28 protein-coding genes are annotated in these 13377 nt (G+C 56.2%); 6 read left to right on the top strand and 22 right to left on the bottom strand.

Annotated features, from left to right (window positions below; translation table 11 throughout):
- The first annotated feature begins 22 nt into the window (after positions 1–22).
- Positions 23–343 carry a hypothetical protein gene (locus AC1ME2_RS23945; RefSeq protein WP_480437390.1) on the top strand — a complete coding sequence of 107 codons (321 nt, stop codon included), beginning with the start codon at positions 23–25 and terminating at the stop codon, positions 341–343.
- Between the two features lie 44 nt (positions 344–387).
- On the opposite strand, the gene AC1ME2_RS23940 is transcribed toward AC1ME2_RS23945, so the two are convergent.
- The 9 genes from AC1ME2_RS23940 to AC1ME2_RS23900 form a co-directional block, all read right to left on the bottom strand.
- Positions 388–585, bottom strand: coding sequence for a hypothetical protein (locus AC1ME2_RS23940; RefSeq protein WP_480437389.1), 198 nt, complete (start codon positions 583–585; stop codon positions 388–390).
- A 7-nt stretch (positions 586–592) separates the two neighbouring features.
- Positions 593–724 (bottom strand): hypothetical protein, encoded by a 132-nt coding sequence (locus AC1ME2_RS23935; protein ID WP_480437387.1) that lies wholly within the window; start codon positions 722–724, stop codon positions 593–595.
- 348 nt (positions 725–1072) lie between these two features.
- Positions 1073–1309, bottom strand: a complete 237-nt coding sequence (locus AC1ME2_RS23930) for a hypothetical protein (RefSeq protein ID WP_480437385.1) — start codon at positions 1307–1309, stop codon at positions 1073–1075.
- Entirely contained in the window at positions 1306–1911 is a 606-nt protein-coding gene (locus AC1ME2_RS23925; RefSeq protein ID WP_480437384.1) for a hypothetical protein, read from the bottom strand. Before AC1ME2_RS23925 ends, AC1ME2_RS23930 begins: the two co-directional genes overlap by 4 nt.
- A gap of 67 nt (positions 1912–1978) precedes the next feature.
- On the bottom strand, positions 1979–2194 hold the full coding sequence (locus AC1ME2_RS23920) for a hypothetical protein (protein ID WP_480437382.1): 216 nt from the start codon (positions 2192–2194) through the stop codon (positions 1979–1981).
- A complete protein-coding gene (locus AC1ME2_RS23915; protein WP_480437381.1) occupies positions 2191–2802 on the bottom strand; it encodes a lysis system i-spanin subunit Rz in 612 nt (203 codons plus the stop codon). Before AC1ME2_RS23915 ends, AC1ME2_RS23920 begins: the two co-directional genes overlap by 4 nt.
- The gene (locus AC1ME2_RS23910; protein ID WP_480437380.1) at positions 2799–3236 is read right to left on the bottom strand and encodes a cell wall hydrolase; all 438 of its coding nucleotides are present in this window, start codon (positions 3234–3236) and stop codon (positions 2799–2801) included. Before AC1ME2_RS23910 ends, AC1ME2_RS23915 begins: the two co-directional genes overlap by 4 nt.
- Positions 3233–3574, bottom strand: coding sequence for a hypothetical protein (locus AC1ME2_RS23905; protein ID WP_480437379.1), 342 nt, complete (start codon positions 3572–3574; stop codon positions 3233–3235). The genes AC1ME2_RS23910 and AC1ME2_RS23905 overlap by 4 nt, the downstream gene beginning before the upstream one ends.
- Positions 3571–3882 (bottom strand): MFS transporter, encoded by a 312-nt coding sequence (locus AC1ME2_RS23900; protein WP_480437378.1) that lies wholly within the window; start codon positions 3880–3882, stop codon positions 3571–3573. The genes AC1ME2_RS23905 and AC1ME2_RS23900 overlap by 4 nt, the downstream gene beginning before the upstream one ends.
- A 163-nt stretch (positions 3883–4045) precedes the next feature.
- Here AC1ME2_RS23900 and AC1ME2_RS23895 point away from each other — a divergent pair, with 163 nt between their 5' ends.
- Positions 4046–4318 carry a hypothetical protein gene (locus AC1ME2_RS23895; RefSeq protein ID WP_480437376.1) on the top strand — a complete coding sequence of 91 codons (273 nt, stop codon included), beginning with the start codon at positions 4046–4048 and terminating at the stop codon, positions 4316–4318.
- On the opposite strand, the gene AC1ME2_RS23890 is transcribed toward AC1ME2_RS23895, so the two are convergent.
- The 13 genes from AC1ME2_RS23890 to AC1ME2_RS23830 all read right to left on the bottom strand — a co-directional run bounded on the left by AC1ME2_RS23890 (position 4315) and on the right by AC1ME2_RS23830 (position 10945).
- Positions 4315–4677: a hypothetical protein gene (locus AC1ME2_RS23890; RefSeq protein WP_480437373.1), complete on the bottom strand. Its 363-nt coding sequence runs from the start codon at positions 4675–4677 to the stop codon at positions 4315–4317. The genes AC1ME2_RS23895 and AC1ME2_RS23890 overlap by 4 nt on opposite strands.
- A 20-nt stretch (positions 4678–4697) precedes the next feature.
- Complete coding sequence (locus AC1ME2_RS23885; RefSeq protein ID WP_480437371.1) at positions 4698–5273, bottom strand: recombination protein NinG; 576 nt, start codon at positions 5271–5273, stop codon at positions 4698–4700.
- Entirely contained in the window at positions 5258–5458 is a 201-nt protein-coding gene (locus tag AC1ME2_RS23880) for a hypothetical protein (protein ID WP_480437369.1), read from the bottom strand. Before AC1ME2_RS23880 ends, AC1ME2_RS23885 begins: the two co-directional genes overlap by 16 nt.
- Positions 5455–5637 (bottom strand): hypothetical protein, encoded by a 183-nt coding sequence (locus tag AC1ME2_RS23875; protein ID WP_480437367.1) that lies wholly within the window; start codon positions 5635–5637, stop codon positions 5455–5457. The genes AC1ME2_RS23880 and AC1ME2_RS23875 overlap by 4 nt, the downstream gene beginning before the upstream one ends.
- A gap of 109 nt (positions 5638–5746) precedes the next feature.
- Entirely contained in the window at positions 5747–6217 is a 471-nt protein-coding gene (locus tag AC1ME2_RS23870) for a hypothetical protein (RefSeq protein WP_480437363.1), read from the bottom strand.
- Positions 6218–6365: 148 nt separating this feature from the next.
- A complete protein-coding gene (locus AC1ME2_RS23865) occupies positions 6366–7100 on the bottom strand; it encodes a hypothetical protein (RefSeq protein ID WP_480437361.1) in 735 nt (244 codons plus the stop codon).
- Positions 7097–7312 carry a TraR/DksA C4-type zinc finger protein gene (locus tag AC1ME2_RS23860; RefSeq protein WP_480437360.1) on the bottom strand — a complete coding sequence of 72 codons (216 nt, stop codon included), beginning with the start codon at positions 7310–7312 and terminating at the stop codon, positions 7097–7099. Before AC1ME2_RS23860 ends, AC1ME2_RS23865 begins: the two co-directional genes overlap by 4 nt.
- Positions 7313–7469: 157 nt before the next feature.
- Entirely contained in the window at positions 7470–8255 is a 786-nt protein-coding gene (locus AC1ME2_RS23855) for a hypothetical protein (protein WP_480437358.1), read from the bottom strand.
- A complete protein-coding gene (locus AC1ME2_RS23850; RefSeq protein WP_480437356.1) occupies positions 8236–9171 on the bottom strand; it encodes a hypothetical protein in 936 nt (311 codons plus the stop codon). Before AC1ME2_RS23850 ends, AC1ME2_RS23855 begins: the two co-directional genes overlap by 20 nt.
- Positions 9168–9446, bottom strand: coding sequence for a hypothetical protein (locus AC1ME2_RS23845; protein ID WP_480437354.1), 279 nt, complete (start codon positions 9444–9446; stop codon positions 9168–9170). Before AC1ME2_RS23845 ends, AC1ME2_RS23850 begins: the two co-directional genes overlap by 4 nt.
- A complete protein-coding gene (locus AC1ME2_RS23840; protein ID WP_480437352.1) occupies positions 9443–10168 on the bottom strand; it encodes a Rha family transcriptional regulator in 726 nt (241 codons plus the stop codon). Before AC1ME2_RS23840 ends, AC1ME2_RS23845 begins: the two co-directional genes overlap by 4 nt.
- A gap of 314 nt (positions 10169–10482) precedes the next feature.
- The gene (locus tag AC1ME2_RS23835; RefSeq protein WP_480437350.1) at positions 10483–10710 is read right to left on the bottom strand and encodes a plasmid mobilization protein; all 228 of its coding nucleotides are present in this window, start codon (positions 10708–10710) and stop codon (positions 10483–10485) included.
- A 28-nt stretch (positions 10711–10738) separates the two neighbouring features.
- Positions 10739–10945 carry a Cro/CI family transcriptional regulator gene (locus AC1ME2_RS23830; protein ID WP_480437348.1) on the bottom strand — a complete coding sequence of 69 codons (207 nt, stop codon included), beginning with the start codon at positions 10943–10945 and terminating at the stop codon, positions 10739–10741.
- A 105-nt stretch (positions 10946–11050) separates the two neighbouring features.
- On the opposite strand from AC1ME2_RS23830, the gene AC1ME2_RS23825 reads away from it, so the two are divergent.
- The 4 genes from AC1ME2_RS23825 to AC1ME2_RS23810 all read left to right on the top strand — a co-directional run bounded on the left by AC1ME2_RS23825 (position 11051) and on the right by AC1ME2_RS23810 (position 13359).
- A complete protein-coding gene (locus tag AC1ME2_RS23825; RefSeq protein WP_480437347.1) occupies positions 11051–11827 on the top strand; it encodes a LexA family transcriptional regulator in 777 nt (258 codons plus the stop codon).
- A 51-nt stretch (positions 11828–11878) separates the two neighbouring features.
- A complete protein-coding gene (locus AC1ME2_RS23820; protein ID WP_480437346.1) occupies positions 11879–12187 on the top strand; it encodes a hypothetical protein in 309 nt (102 codons plus the stop codon).
- The gene (locus tag AC1ME2_RS23815; RefSeq protein WP_480437343.1) at positions 12184–12504 is read left to right on the top strand and encodes a hypothetical protein; all 321 of its coding nucleotides are present in this window, start codon (positions 12184–12186) and stop codon (positions 12502–12504) included. The genes AC1ME2_RS23820 and AC1ME2_RS23815 overlap by 4 nt, the downstream gene beginning before the upstream one ends.
- 429 nt (positions 12505–12933) lie before the next feature.
- The gene (locus AC1ME2_RS23810) at positions 12934–13359 is read left to right on the top strand and encodes a hypothetical protein (protein ID WP_480437342.1); all 426 of its coding nucleotides are present in this window, start codon (positions 12934–12936) and stop codon (positions 13357–13359) included.
- Positions 13360–13377: the final 18 nt, after the last annotated feature.

The raw sequence follows: 13377 nt of genomic DNA, 5'->3' as shown, positions 1-13377 counted from the left end.
AATCAACGCAAGGAGCATCTGAATGCCGTACCCAAAGGCAGACATAGTTATATTCAACGGGTCAGAAGAGCTGATTAAGCTTTCTGCCATTCCTTTCCAATACACCCCTGGCGAACGCACTCTCGTCACTGGTGGCTTTATTCATCGAGCCGGCAGACTTGGTCTCCAGACCGAAGTATTCACGGGCTGGGCTGGCACTTATATAATTGATATAACCGGTACCAGCGGCCGGGACGGCGACTACACGTTCGAGGTAACAAAGAACCGAAACCCACCAAGACAGGAAGGCGAATGGCTGTGGTTTGACGTGATACCAAATGCTGTCCAGCCATACAGCGATTAGCCAGCCACGCCGTCTTTGTAGGCGATGGTCGTCATGAACTTCCATCAGTCTTCGGCGTTGATCATTCTGGCTGTCTCTTCCAGCGCATAGCCGTGGAGCGCACCAACCAGCAGGCCGCGAGGAATTCCAGCTTGGCGGGCCTTGTTGATGGCGTCGACGATAGCCTTGTCCATTTCACGCACGACCTTGACCGTTTCGTTGCTCAGCGGCAGAGCGCCGTGGAGGTTGGCAATATTACTCATTGGACTCTCACTCTATGGTGCATTCCGGCCAGATCGACCTCGCAAACTCCAGCGCTCCCGCATGATCGAGCGCGCCTTCGAGCAGGATCATCGGGAATGGCTTGTAGCCGGGAGTGGTGACGCGCCATGACTTCTTCATTCGCGTCTCCGCGCAGAGGATCAAGCGCTAAAGGTTAAGCGCACCCTTAAAAGCCTCGTCTACCCGCGAGCGCCACTGATCCCTGGGAAATCCGTAGGCATACAGAAAGGCGATGAGTTCGCCGGTACCGAAGCCGCCTCGGCAGCCGCCAGTAACCATTGCCTCTTGCGGCGCGTAGACGTGGCAGTAAACCTCGTAGGCTCGCATCGTCACCACCTTGGGACAAACAGCGTTTCCGTGCCTTGTGGTTTGAACTGGATGAACCTCAATCGTCATGCTATCTCTCCAATGTCGCGACACAATTCGTTATCTCGCAAAACGTGTCACGACACGCTCTGCTCTGGATGGTCATTGCAGTGCGCCCCAGCGATTGCGCGGGCCAATGCGCCGATTTTGCACATCCGGCTCAACGCGGAACGGGACGAGATGCTCATACCGCCCAATACCAGCCATACAGTGGCCTTCACGCTCAAATCGGTCGTAGGCCTGATCACCCACAACAATCACGAATTCTCTGACTTTCAGCCCGCGCAGGGCCATGGTATTGGCGAACTGACCGATGATGACCTGTCGCGCACTGATCATTCCTTCGCTCCCATCAATCGAGCTAATCGCTCTTCGTACGTCTCTTCTGAGGACAACTCATCAAGGTTGAACGCTTGGCGCTCAAGCCCAACCAGGTTCTTCATCGCGGTGGACAGGTCGCGCATCACCGCTGCGTTGGTCGGCAGCGAGATGGCTTTGATCATCCGGTACCGGCGCTGGCTGGTTTCGTCTCCTTTGGTCTCGAGCTCAATGTCTTCCTCTATCGCTTCGCGGTTGACGGCTGTTTCGACGAGTTGACGCATGAGCAGACCGACTATCTCCTGACCTTGGCCGATATCCTTACGGTGCCTGGTAATGACAGCCAAGTTGGTTTGAACAGCAACGTCGACGTCGGCCCGCGTGGGAGCGTTGTCTCGGAATACAACAGTGTTGTCTTCTTCCCTCGGTTGGGTGATCAGCGCGGCGCGGGTGCGTTCTCGGACCTCTTGGCTGGCGTCCTGTACCCAACCCTCTTTCTTCGCCCTGCGACTGGCGTTGCCGGGGTTGGCGCCGTGCTTTTCACACAGTGCACGCAGCGACATCGAGCCTATACGGAACTCACGCTCCAACGCTTCCCAATCGACTTTCTTGCGCTCAGCCACTCAGGTATTCCAATGCGAGTTGTACGGCGCGCCACGTTTCGCGATAACTCCAAACGTGGCGCGTACTTCAGATTGCTTTCTTGGCCAGCGCGACCAAGTGCTCCCAATCAGCTTCGACGTCATGGCCGAGGGCCAAGAGCAGAGCCTTGAGCGTGTCGGTGTTCAGCCCTGTCGGGGCGACTGGAGTTGCTGCGGTGGTTGCGGCATCAGCTTCAGGCATGGCGATTTCCTCAGGTTTGGGTGCGCCCGCGAATTTGGCGAGCAGGGTTTTGAACCAGTTCATTTAGCGTTACCTACGGCGGGCCCAGCCTGGCAAACGTTGCGGACATAAACCTGCAATGCCCTCAGGGCTGCTTGGTCGGCAATGGCCCCGGCGCGGATATCGAAAACAGTTTGTCCAGCTGCTGGATCGAGTTCGATGGTTCCTGCATCGCCCAGGCTGGCGGCGCTGGAGGCTGCGGGCAAGTTGCTGCTACTGGGATTACTTGCGGGGCAGTGACCTGCGATGCGCAGCCGGCGAACACTAGAAGCAACGTCGCCGCGCAACTGCTTGTTGTCATCCTGCGCACCAGTGAGTTGTGTGCGGAGCGTTTCGTTTTCAGCGAGGGCATCTTTCTTCTCCTGGGTAGCTTTCGTGTCGAGTGTGGCGAGCGCCTGCTCGGCGACCTTCTGTTGGCCGAGCGCTTGACGGGCCTGTGCGGCACCGGCGTTGGCGACCAAGGTCAGGTCCGACTGGTAGTTGGCCTCCTTGCTCTTGTAGTCCGCCAAATTGGTGGCAATGGTCTTGCCGTAAGCGTTCGCCTGCCATTGCCAGGCGCCGGTCGCTCCGATTCCGATCAGCACCAGGGCGACCACGGCGATGCCCAGCCACTTCAACGCGACTTCGTTCATGGCACGTTCCTGAAGAAGATGTGGTGACCAAGCTTGAGCGTCTGGGTCGCGCCGGCTACCCATGCGGGCGGTTTTGGCATGCTGGTCGCGTAATAGTGAGTAGCACCGCTCGTTGGATCCGGAACAGAGCCATTGACGACGGTTGTGGCAGCCTGGCGCGCAGCGCTGATTTCGCCGAGGGGAATCGGTTTGGCCCCGCTGAGGAATGGATAATTTGGGTCGTTTTTGTCCCAGCAGCTGTATTGCCACGGAGCTTGGCAAACACCCGAGTAACCTTCACCCCACCAATCCGGCTTGCCGTCATGGTGCAGGTCCATATCAACGCGGTTGCGAATGGACCACGCCACGGCAACCATTCCGGCCATGCCTTCCCCGCGCGCCTCGCCCCAAAGTGTGCGGGCAAGGATCTCTATATCAGCTGGTGATGCACTCATTTCCGTGACTCCCTTTGCTCAGTTCCGAGCGGCTCATTCAGGCAGCTTTCGCAATGCAGGTAGCGGCAGATCACCGCTTTGATACGCGGCCAATGATTGACCATGACGTAGTGGCGAACGCCAGCCATGGCCAGCGCGCCGTGAAAGGTCACTCCCGCAACGGTTGGCGTGAAGAAGGTACTTTCGGTGCGGATGACCATGGCGTAACCAGCCAGCGCGATGGCAGCGAAGATGATCTTGCCTAACAGGCCGTCGTTCACTTTCCGACTCACCACGCACCATGTGGCCCAGGCCGCGATGATGCCGATGCAGGTCGAACTCAGGGTTTCGAGAGTCATGGGGTGCCCCCTCCGAACTTCGAGCGAATCAACGCCCAAAGGTCAGCGGCTTTAATGGCGCGGTTGATGGCAGCGATAAGCGACCCGCCGAAGGTGCCCAACAGGAAGCCGACTCCGGCGACGTTGTTGGGGTCGGTGATGCTGAAGTAGGAACTGACCATGCCGGTCAGATAAAGCGCACTGCACGCGCCCGATGTAACGAAGATCAGCCAAGCCTTTTTGTCGGCCAAATCGTCTTTATGCCACCAGCTCGAAATCAGGGCGCCGATCACCCCGGCGAGCCACACGCTAGCTCTATTGAACTCCATGTTCGACCTCTGCTGATGCGGTGCTGGATTTGGTGATCATCGTCGGCCCTTGAGGCAGGTTTCATCGTTGAGCCGAGCCTATGTGACTCAATGGCCACCACAAGTCTTGCGCACGACGGCCCAGTCACATGCACTGATGGCTCAATCCAATGGGGCAATTCCGATGACCAACAAAACGAGTAAAGAACTGGGATCGACGCGCGATTCCGAGTACATGGCAATCACGGAGGTGATGGCGCTGGCTGATGACGCCATGGGGAAGGATGCGCCGGACGCGCTGCTGGTGATCTCGCTGTCGGGCAAGGCCGAGACAGCTATTGTGGGTGGCGCACTGACCGCCGAGGGCATCGAGCGGATGCTGGTGCTGGTGCAGGAACTGAAGCGCCGGGCCGCCGCCGAAGGCCATGGCGATAAGGTGCTACACGTCTGGCGTTAACCGTGCAGCTTCCAGCCTGACATAAAGGTGCTGCGCCTCAACTCTGGGGCCAGCGCATCTGACCAGTTATCCCCGCGCAGCCTGCGCATTTTCACCGTCTGCCATTTCAGCCCAAGCCGGGCGGCCCATTCCGCAGCCGGGAGCGTTATCCCGTCCCTGGTGATCAGCGTGGCGCCGGCGCAAATCGTGCTGCGTATCGGATGACGCGGTATCCGAATGACCATAGCCAAAACAGGTACCGTGAAATCAATCCATAGCTGTTCTGGCTGAGGCCCTAAATCGGCCCGCTCCCGAGGTACGATGCGAAGACGTGGCCGGACTAGCTGGCTCGGCAACTCAAATGTCATTTGCTCGGGCATGGCGGACACTCCAAGGGTTATTAATTTGCCGCGTTTTTCAGGCCTCGAACTCTTGCCCGGTAATCGGCCGTCATCGCTTTCAACTCTTCAACAGCGTACTTCTTCGGCTCGTGCGGGCCTTCCAGCCATTCAACCTGATCAGTGCCGATCCGCCGCACCAGCTCGACTCGGTAGTTGACGAGATTCCCAGACAGTCTGGTATTGCACGGCGAGCACTGGCGATGGCAATTCAGCGGATCGAAGCGCAACGCGGGATTACTCCCGACTGTGCGGTAGTGCCCGGCGTCATATTTGCCCTGGTGGTGGCGACCACAGCTGACACACGGGAGCAGCGCATCGCGCGCACGAACCCAGGCGTTGAATGCGACCTGAGTATCCTTGAGGTGATCCGCCCTGCTCTTCAGCTTCTCCTTGCGAACCTTGATTTCCTTGCGCTCTACGTCAGCCAGAGCCTTGCGGGCCTTGACCTGATTCACTGGTGCGGATGCGAGGGCGCAGGCTGGGCTGCAAACCTTCTGCGTAGTCCTGAACGGCATGAACTCTACCGAGCAGTGAGCGCACTTCTTGGCCTTCCGCACCCTCACTGAGGCAAGCATGGGCATTCCCCCTCTACGCATCCCACGCAGCGATTCAGCGGCACTGGCTGGGCACGATCCAGCTCTACGATGTCCAGCGCCTCGGAAACCGTCGGCAGCATGAACGCTGGAGCAGTCTCGCCTGGACGGTAAACGTGAAAGCGATCAACCGCCCCGGCCGTGTTTTTTATGAGATATCCGCTCATCGTCGATACTCCTGCCAGACAGAAACCACGCACTCAGCGATGAGATACACCCAGAACGCAGGCCAGAAAAATGCTCTACGGCCCAGAGCCGTGACTTCGCTCACCGAGAGGATGGTTATGACGAATCCGGCCATGTAGCCGATGATCACCGCAGCGATGAGATCCTGATCTGCACTCACAACCCCACCCCCATCTGAAACTCAGCCGGAGTAACCGGCATCTGATAAGCGCACTCAGACAAAATTACGAGGCTGATTGCGACCCGAATGAGGGCCTCTGCGAAAATAGTCATGCCGCCTGCTCCCCAAGCAAATCCCCGAAAAACACGCCCTTGCCCACGAAGTCAGCAACGATGCGATCCGTGTAAGCGATGCCCTGGGCTCGATTGAACAGACTGGTGACCGGAAAGCCGTCCGGCCCTAGCAGCTTGCAATCACCCATCAGGTCGAGCTTTTCCTCGTAAGTTAGGTGCTTGGTGGTCCGGTGCCATGCCGCCCGGTAATCCTCGTCCTCGTTGATCAGGATCTGAACGCCGTAGTGAAGCTTGCAGTACTTGCGGGATTCGCTGGCGTCACCGATCTGCGTCATTTGGGAGATGCGCTTGTAGAAAGCGAACCACAGCGCGTTTTGATCGAGCGTGCGGTCCTTGCCGGGGCGCAGAGAGACGACGACGAACTTCTTGTCGCGGTACATGGCGGTCAGGCTGGTAATCGCCTCAGTGAGTTTGGCTTGGCAGTTGACGGATATTTTCTCGCTCATGATCGGCCGCCCCGATTTTTCCGGTTTCTGGCCTTCTCGCCCTTGGATCTAGGGCGGCGCGCAAAAGGATCGCTATCCTGGACCTGCCCGGTAAGCTGGATCAGTTGCGCGAATCCAACCCCGATGCTGTACGGGTGCAGTCGACGACTCATGACCGCTCTCCCTTGCCCATGGCGGCGTCGATGGAATCGATCAGCTCCTTGCGCTTGGGGTGCCGGCGCGAAACCTTGTCATGCTCATCGAGGAAGCCGCGAACCTCTGCCTCATGCATGACGAAGTCGCGCGAAGCAGTCAGCGCATTCCGCAACCCTTCGCACTCAGCCTTGAGCTTGCCGATATATCCGCTCACACCCTCAGTCATCATCATCGGCGGGCAGGACTCGCCAACAACACCAGATTCGATCATGTCAGCTCGGAACTGACGCATGCACTCTGACATCATTGATTCTTCGAATAGTTCAGCCTTGAGCTTGTTCCGCTCGGTCACCGCCCACTCAAGCGCCTTACCCATAGCCTGAAAGTGCAGCTTGTCTTCGTCGATTTCGGCTGCGAACTGATCGCGCTCGAATTTGAGCTTTTTGTTCTCGGCGATGCTCAGGAAGCATGCGTTGTTAGCGATCTTTAGGTCGGCCTTGAACTGGTCGCGCTCTATTCGCAGCTCTTCCTGCCGATCAATCGCTGCCTTGTAAGCGGTTGCATCGTTACTTTCTTCGCGTTTGAGCCGTTCGTTCTCGGCGATCAGGGCCAGCACCGCAGCAGGCGTTGCCTCTTCCAGGAAGTCCTGAAACGCCTGATCGTACTCAGCCTTGCTTACGCGGCGCCGCGGCGATTCGCTCAAGGCTTCCGCTCCTGCCAGCGCCTTCAATTCCGAATAATCACTCATGCTCTCCGCACTCCCTGCTTTGCCAGCGCAGCTCTTTCAGCACACGCTACGCACGTCTGAACACCCGGTACAGCTACACGCCGCGCCTCGGGGATCTCATCGCCGCACTCGCACTCATGGGCGCTCTGGCCGGTATAAATCACCCGAGCAGCGAGCTTTGATGCCAGTTCGGTTTCGATGCGGGTTTGGGCGAAGTCGATTTCGTCGCTCATTTCGATACCCCCTTCCCACTCGCCCGCTTCTGACTCCCATCAGTCCGCACCAGGCGCCTATCTGCACCCTTCTCAACCTGTATGAAGTCCTTGTGCTTGGCAGTGATTGAGAAGCCTTGGAGCTGGAGTTCGGAGACTTTGGATTTTTGGGCGGGGGTCATGACGCATTCCTTTTCGCTTGTAACTCTTCGGCCTGACGAATCATCAGTGCGCGACGGTCGGCCAAATCATTGGCGGCTTCGATCTTGAGTTCGATTTTTCGCTCGGCGGTGGCGGCTCGCATCTGCGCCATGCTGTCCTTCACGGCCTGGAGTTTTCCGCGAACGTCAGCGCTTGGGCGGGTTACGTCACCAGTGATCAGCCCGGCAAGTGCGCGGCCGTTTTCGGTAACTGGCGAAACTCTCAGGTCGGCCAGATAGATTTGCCCGCGCTCTTGTGGGATGCGCTGCATCTGCACGGCTTTGGTGATGGCTTCGACGCGACGATTGGCGTCAAATCCAACCGAAACATGCCAGTTGACGTCCTTGTGGTCTTCACGCGCCTGGCTCACCAGACGCTCGTAGGCGCTAATGAACGACATACGCGCACCGATCTTGTCGCCAGCGTCTAAAACCGGCTTAGCGGCTGCTAGAGCGAGCTGTATCTCGTCTGTGAGCACCACCGTCTCGTATTCATCGTTGGTCGTCATGGCGATGGCCCATGCTTCGTCCTTTCCGGGACGGCCATCGGCTGCGGCGGCGCGCTGAATGATCGCTGCCAGCGTGAGGCGTCCAGACACTTCACGTCGGCAGGACTGCAAGGCATCGATTAGGTCGTTGACGCTGAATTGCTCAAGGTCACTAGCCATCATCGCGGCAGCCGTGGCGCTCAGTGTCGAGCCCATAGATTCAGCTGTAGCGCACAAGGCATCGACGAGGCCCAGCTTATCGGCGGAGGAAAGCATTCTGCGTACCCCCGTTCAAAATCATCGCCTTGGCTTCTTCCGCCGCACTCATGTTGGCCTGGGTGTTTTCCATCTGACGGGCGGTCACTGAGTTGACTTGGCGCCCGGTAACCCACTGAGTACGGATGCCTTCGGCGCGAGCGACCAGTAAGCCGAACTCATGCGATGCGCGGATGAAGAACGAGTCGTTGATCGAGACGTAGAACGCAGCAACGTGTGGAGCCTCGCTGGCACCAAGGCGAGCGACCAGTTGAGCAACCTGCCCATTGACCTTGGCATTGCGTACAGGCTCGGCGCCGTAGCGGTCGAAGTAGGCGTTCGAGTAATGGGCCCACGTCTCGGCATTGGCGAGCTGCGCATCAGTCTTGGTCCGCTGAGGCTTTGGCTTCAGGACCTGGATGTTCGATGGCGCCGCCTGAGCTTCAGCGATCGGCAAGAGTTCTTGATCTTGAATCCCGGAAGAGGGAATCAGGAATCCGGAATCAAGAGAGAGGGAATCAAGGAAGAGGGAATCAGCCGGGATAGAACTGTTCTTGTCTGGTGCTTGTATGGTGCTAGCACCAACCTTTACCGGGCAAGGCTCTACTACGGGCATTTCAGGGATAGTGCTCTTGGTCTCCTTAAGGTGTGGGTTCTGGTGCTTGGCCCAGTTAACAATCTGGATTGCACGCAAGCCGTCAACTTCATAGCGGGCGATGAAGCCGAGGGCCGCAAGCTCATCGAGCATGAAATCCATATCCACACTGTCAGCCGGGAACAGCGCCATTTTTAACCGACGAGGACGATCTTCCATCCGGCCTTCACGGTCAGCCTCGGTCCACATGCCAATGAAAAGAAGGCGCGTTGCAAAGTCGAGTTCGGCCAGGTGCTCGTTCGAGAAGAACCCCGGCTTGATGTTTCTGGATCTGGCCATCATGCGGCCTCCTGTTGATACTTAAGGGCCGCATTCACCAGCCGCCTCTTCGCGTTGTTTGCGCTATTTCGGGCGGCGTCCTTTGCCTTGAATTGGTCAAAGCAGAAGACTTCCAGTTGCTCGTACATAGGGCTTTCGCGAGTTACTCGCGCATGACCATTGAAGGTCTTGTCGAACAAGGACATCCGGATCAGCAGGTCATTCTTTGCAGAACGCAGGGCGCTGATGGCTTTCGTGTATTCAATGGCGCGCAGGCCGACGATCTCTAGAGTGCTCATGCTTCAATCCTCATCGTCTCGCTAATCAGTGCGCGCTGATGCTGGAGAACGAACACTTGGCACAGCTTCCCTTTGCGCTGATCAAAGGGAAGGCCGATGTCGATTAGCGATGAGTTGAGGCGCTGCATGTGCTCGATAGCGAAGATTTGGCAGGGTGTCAGGCTGTCACGTATAGGTTCGTTGGCGGCTAGGCCGTGAGCCGCCCGGTACTGCTTTGAGGACATCCCGAGAACGGTACGATTGATTAGGTCGAATTCATTGCTGAAGATGTGAGGGGCAAGCTCCTTGCCGACGGCGATGCGCTGAATCTTGATGGCATTGGACAGGAATGGAGCTTCAAGTCTGGCACGACTGCGGGATGCTTTGGATTCCGCGATCTCAGCAACGGCAGATTCAAGCTCGCGCAGCCTCACGATCACTCTATGACGAAGGGTGATGCTGTAGCCGGTGATCAGCGTTTCGGTAAGATCCCGGTCAAGATCGAATTTTGTCGTGTAGCCGCGACGGTCTTGCGACTCGCTAAACTGATGGCTCAAAACTGAGCCATCTTTTTCAAGCTCGGCCAGCATGTCACGAATGTCACGAATGACGTTCTTATGGTCCTTTCCGGCAAGCTCGGCGATCTCTCGACTGCTCATAGAAACAGCCCGCGACACGTTTTGCGTTTGCAGAAAACGTGTCGCGGATTGGTTAGGGGTATTGCTATGTGTCTGGGTTTGCATATAATCGACCTCATCAAGTTGTATTCAAAAGGCCGGGTCACTACCCCGGCTTTTTATTGTCAAAAATTCGGGTTCAGCCACTATCGAGGCCCTTTTTAGGGGACATCCCTCGCACCATTGCCAGTACAGGGGCCTTCTGGCTCATTCGTTCAACGCTGCGTATGGCTGCCATTGAGCTGGCCGTTTGCAGGTACTGACGTGCTGCCTGATCAAGACTCCATCCAAGGTCTACAGCGAGCTGTCTAACCTCGTCTTGAGCCCCAACTACCAGGCAGTCGAAGTAGTTTTCGGACACTTGACCCTCCAAAGGGCCTTCAGGCCGATTTATGCTGTTCCTGTTCCTGTACTGAATCTTCGAAGCCGTTCATTTGGCGAATAACGTCGGCAGCGCCAAGTTCTCGGCCAAGCATCGAAAGCTTTCTGATGTAGGTGGCCAGTTGCATGCCGGCCAAGGCCGCTTCACGGCGTAGCTGACACATCTCATCCGGGCGATATCGCACCTTGCTGACCTCGCTACGCTTATGGGATTCACACTCGAACATGGGTTGCTCCTTGCTTTGGTGGAGTTATTTAGGCTGCGGATCTTTTGTCGATCGCTTGCGTGGGAAAGGGCCGCACTTCTTCGGCGGTATAACTGCCGTCAGGTTGTTTAGTTACGTAGATGTCGCGGCCTACGCGAATCGCTTTGCTGAGTCCGCCCTGGGTCATTCCGAGCAGTCGGGACGCCTCGGCTTGCCCCTTATCGATAGCGAATTGCTTGATGTGTATCCGGCTCATAGGTGCCTCCGTGGTTTCTCATGCCTGAATATTACCTATGGCATTTTTAAAAGTAAATACCTATGGCATTTGTTGCATTATTACCGGAAGGAATAACATTTAGGTATGAGTAAAAAACCTTTAATGCCCGACAAAAAAGAGGAATGCCTTCGACTGAAGGCGCTCTTTAATTCGCGAAAGCAGGAACTGGGTCTGACTCAGGAAAAGCTTGCGCACGCCCTTGATATGAATCAGAGCTCCGTCAGCCATTACTTGAATGGCGTAAATCCACTGAATGCTCAGGTGGCGGCTGCGTTCGCTCGAATTCTGGGTGTCGAGGTTTCGGCGTTTAGCGAGCGCCTCGCTGAAGAGATTGAGTTGATGGCGTGCAGCTCCTCGTCAACCAGAAGGGATTTGACGAATGCGGTACTCCTCGGCCCCATTGACGTATGGGATGATGAGACCCCGCTCGATGATGATGAGGTATATGTGCCGTTTCTCAAGGAAGTAGAGCTGTCGGCGGGCGGCGGAAAGACCGCAGTCCAGCAGTCGCACAGGCAAAAGCTTCGCCTGGGTAAGATCACGATGCGGCGTCAAGGCGTGCAGCCTTCCGATGCAGTGTGCGTTACCGTTAGCGGCAACAGCATGGAGCCAGTTTTACCTAATGGCTGCACTGTCGGTATTGACCAGGGTACTACCTCGATCACCGACGGGAAAATGTACGCCATCGATCACGGCGGCCAGCTTCGAGTGAAGATGCTTTATCGGCTACCTGGTGGCGGTATCCGGATGCGCAGCTACAACCGTGATGAGCATCAGGATGAGGAATACGATACGCAAGCCATGGTGGAGAAGGAGATCTATGTGCTTGGTCGTGTCTTCTGGTCATCAGTGCTCTGGTAGCCGATCTGGCGCGACGGGGATTTGTAATTTTTAAACCGGGAGAGCAATTCAGTGGCAGATAACGAAATTGGCATCGACGTCGAGCGATCAGCTCAGGTGGAAAAAATCACGCCTGAGGATTTCACGAACTACATCGTTGCCAAGAAATGTAATTTGCCGTGCACAGCATGCGGGGCGGATATGTGGGATATTCCTCAGTACAATGATCGCCCCGAAATTCTGATGATGCCGAGCGCTCGAGACCCTAGGACGGCAGATTGGTTTTTCCAGATGATTTGTGGAAACTGCGGATCAAGTCGATTCATAGGCGCATCATTTGTATGGAAATACGTTTACAAAAAAGACGAAGGTGAAAAATGAGCGATAACTTGTTTCACTTTCCATCTAAGGGTGTCGCTGACAAATCTTCCGAAGGCAACCATAATGGAGGCAATGGCGGAGGTGGTGATATGGAAGCGCGCGTAGCGGCACTCGAGAAATCTCTCCCGGATATCAGAGAGAAGCTAAATCTGATTTTAATCAAGGTTGAGTCTATAGATAAGCACAGCGCGACCAAGGCTGATCTAGCGAACACAGAGCTGAGTATGCTCAAGTGGTGCATCGCAACTGCGATTGCAATGACTGGTCTAGCCTGCGCGATCACGTTTGGCCTCACAAAGCTATTCAGCGCAAGTTGATTTCCAGAGATTGAAGAGCCCGGCCAACCACCGGGCTTTTTATTGCCTGCGATTCGCCCCTCTCCGCCTAATCTGATCCATGAGCCCGCCACTGAGCGGGCTTTTTTACGCCTACTCAAAAATAATATTGCCAACGGTATTGACTGATATTAATGCCATTGGTATTGTTCACCCATCGCAGCGACAAACCACCGAAGCAGCGATAGGCCCTCATAAGGACCGACCGCTCTTTAACAACATGAAGACGTAGCCCCCGACGCGCAGAGCTCTTTTCGTGCAGATGGTGATCGGGGATCAGCACGCAACACAGCCTGCTTCCGTGACCGGTAATTCGGCACGCAAGGTTGGCTGAGTAAGACCTACAGATTTCCTCGATGCCCTTGGAGACAGGGGTATCCGGAAAATCGAACGAACGTAGAGGTGCGAGGTATGCAAATTGAGTGGGCTCAAATATTTGGGGTTTCTGGTGTTCTTGGCTTCGGTCTTGGTGTGCTCTGGTTCGCTGCTTATTTGTGCAGCGGGTTGTGGGCTGGGATTTGGGCTTGGATTGATGACAGCGAGGCGCCGAAAGACAACCCGCTGATCTTGCGCGGAATGACAAAAATGGGCTGGAAGTCGGGCGACTGGATTTTTCGCTATAAGAAAGGCGATCAGAGATCGGACGGTGAGCGCGCCTTCTTCTTCCCGCTTCTAGCGCTAGTGTTTGCGCCTGTCCTGATAACGTTTCTGGTCTTTATCTACCCCGTCACGCTCTGTGCAATCTGCCTATATCTGATTGCTCGACTAACTCGCTTCGCTCGACGACACAAGAAATTGTTCGACAGGCACATCAAAGACCCCGCCGCACACAACTAACACCAAACATCTCCACGT

The sequence above is a fragment of the Pseudomonas sp. ASL9 genome, from assembly GCF_056680335.1.
The sequence above is the reverse complement of the archived record's forward strand: the minus strand, read 5'-3'. Positions and strand labels throughout refer to the sequence as shown.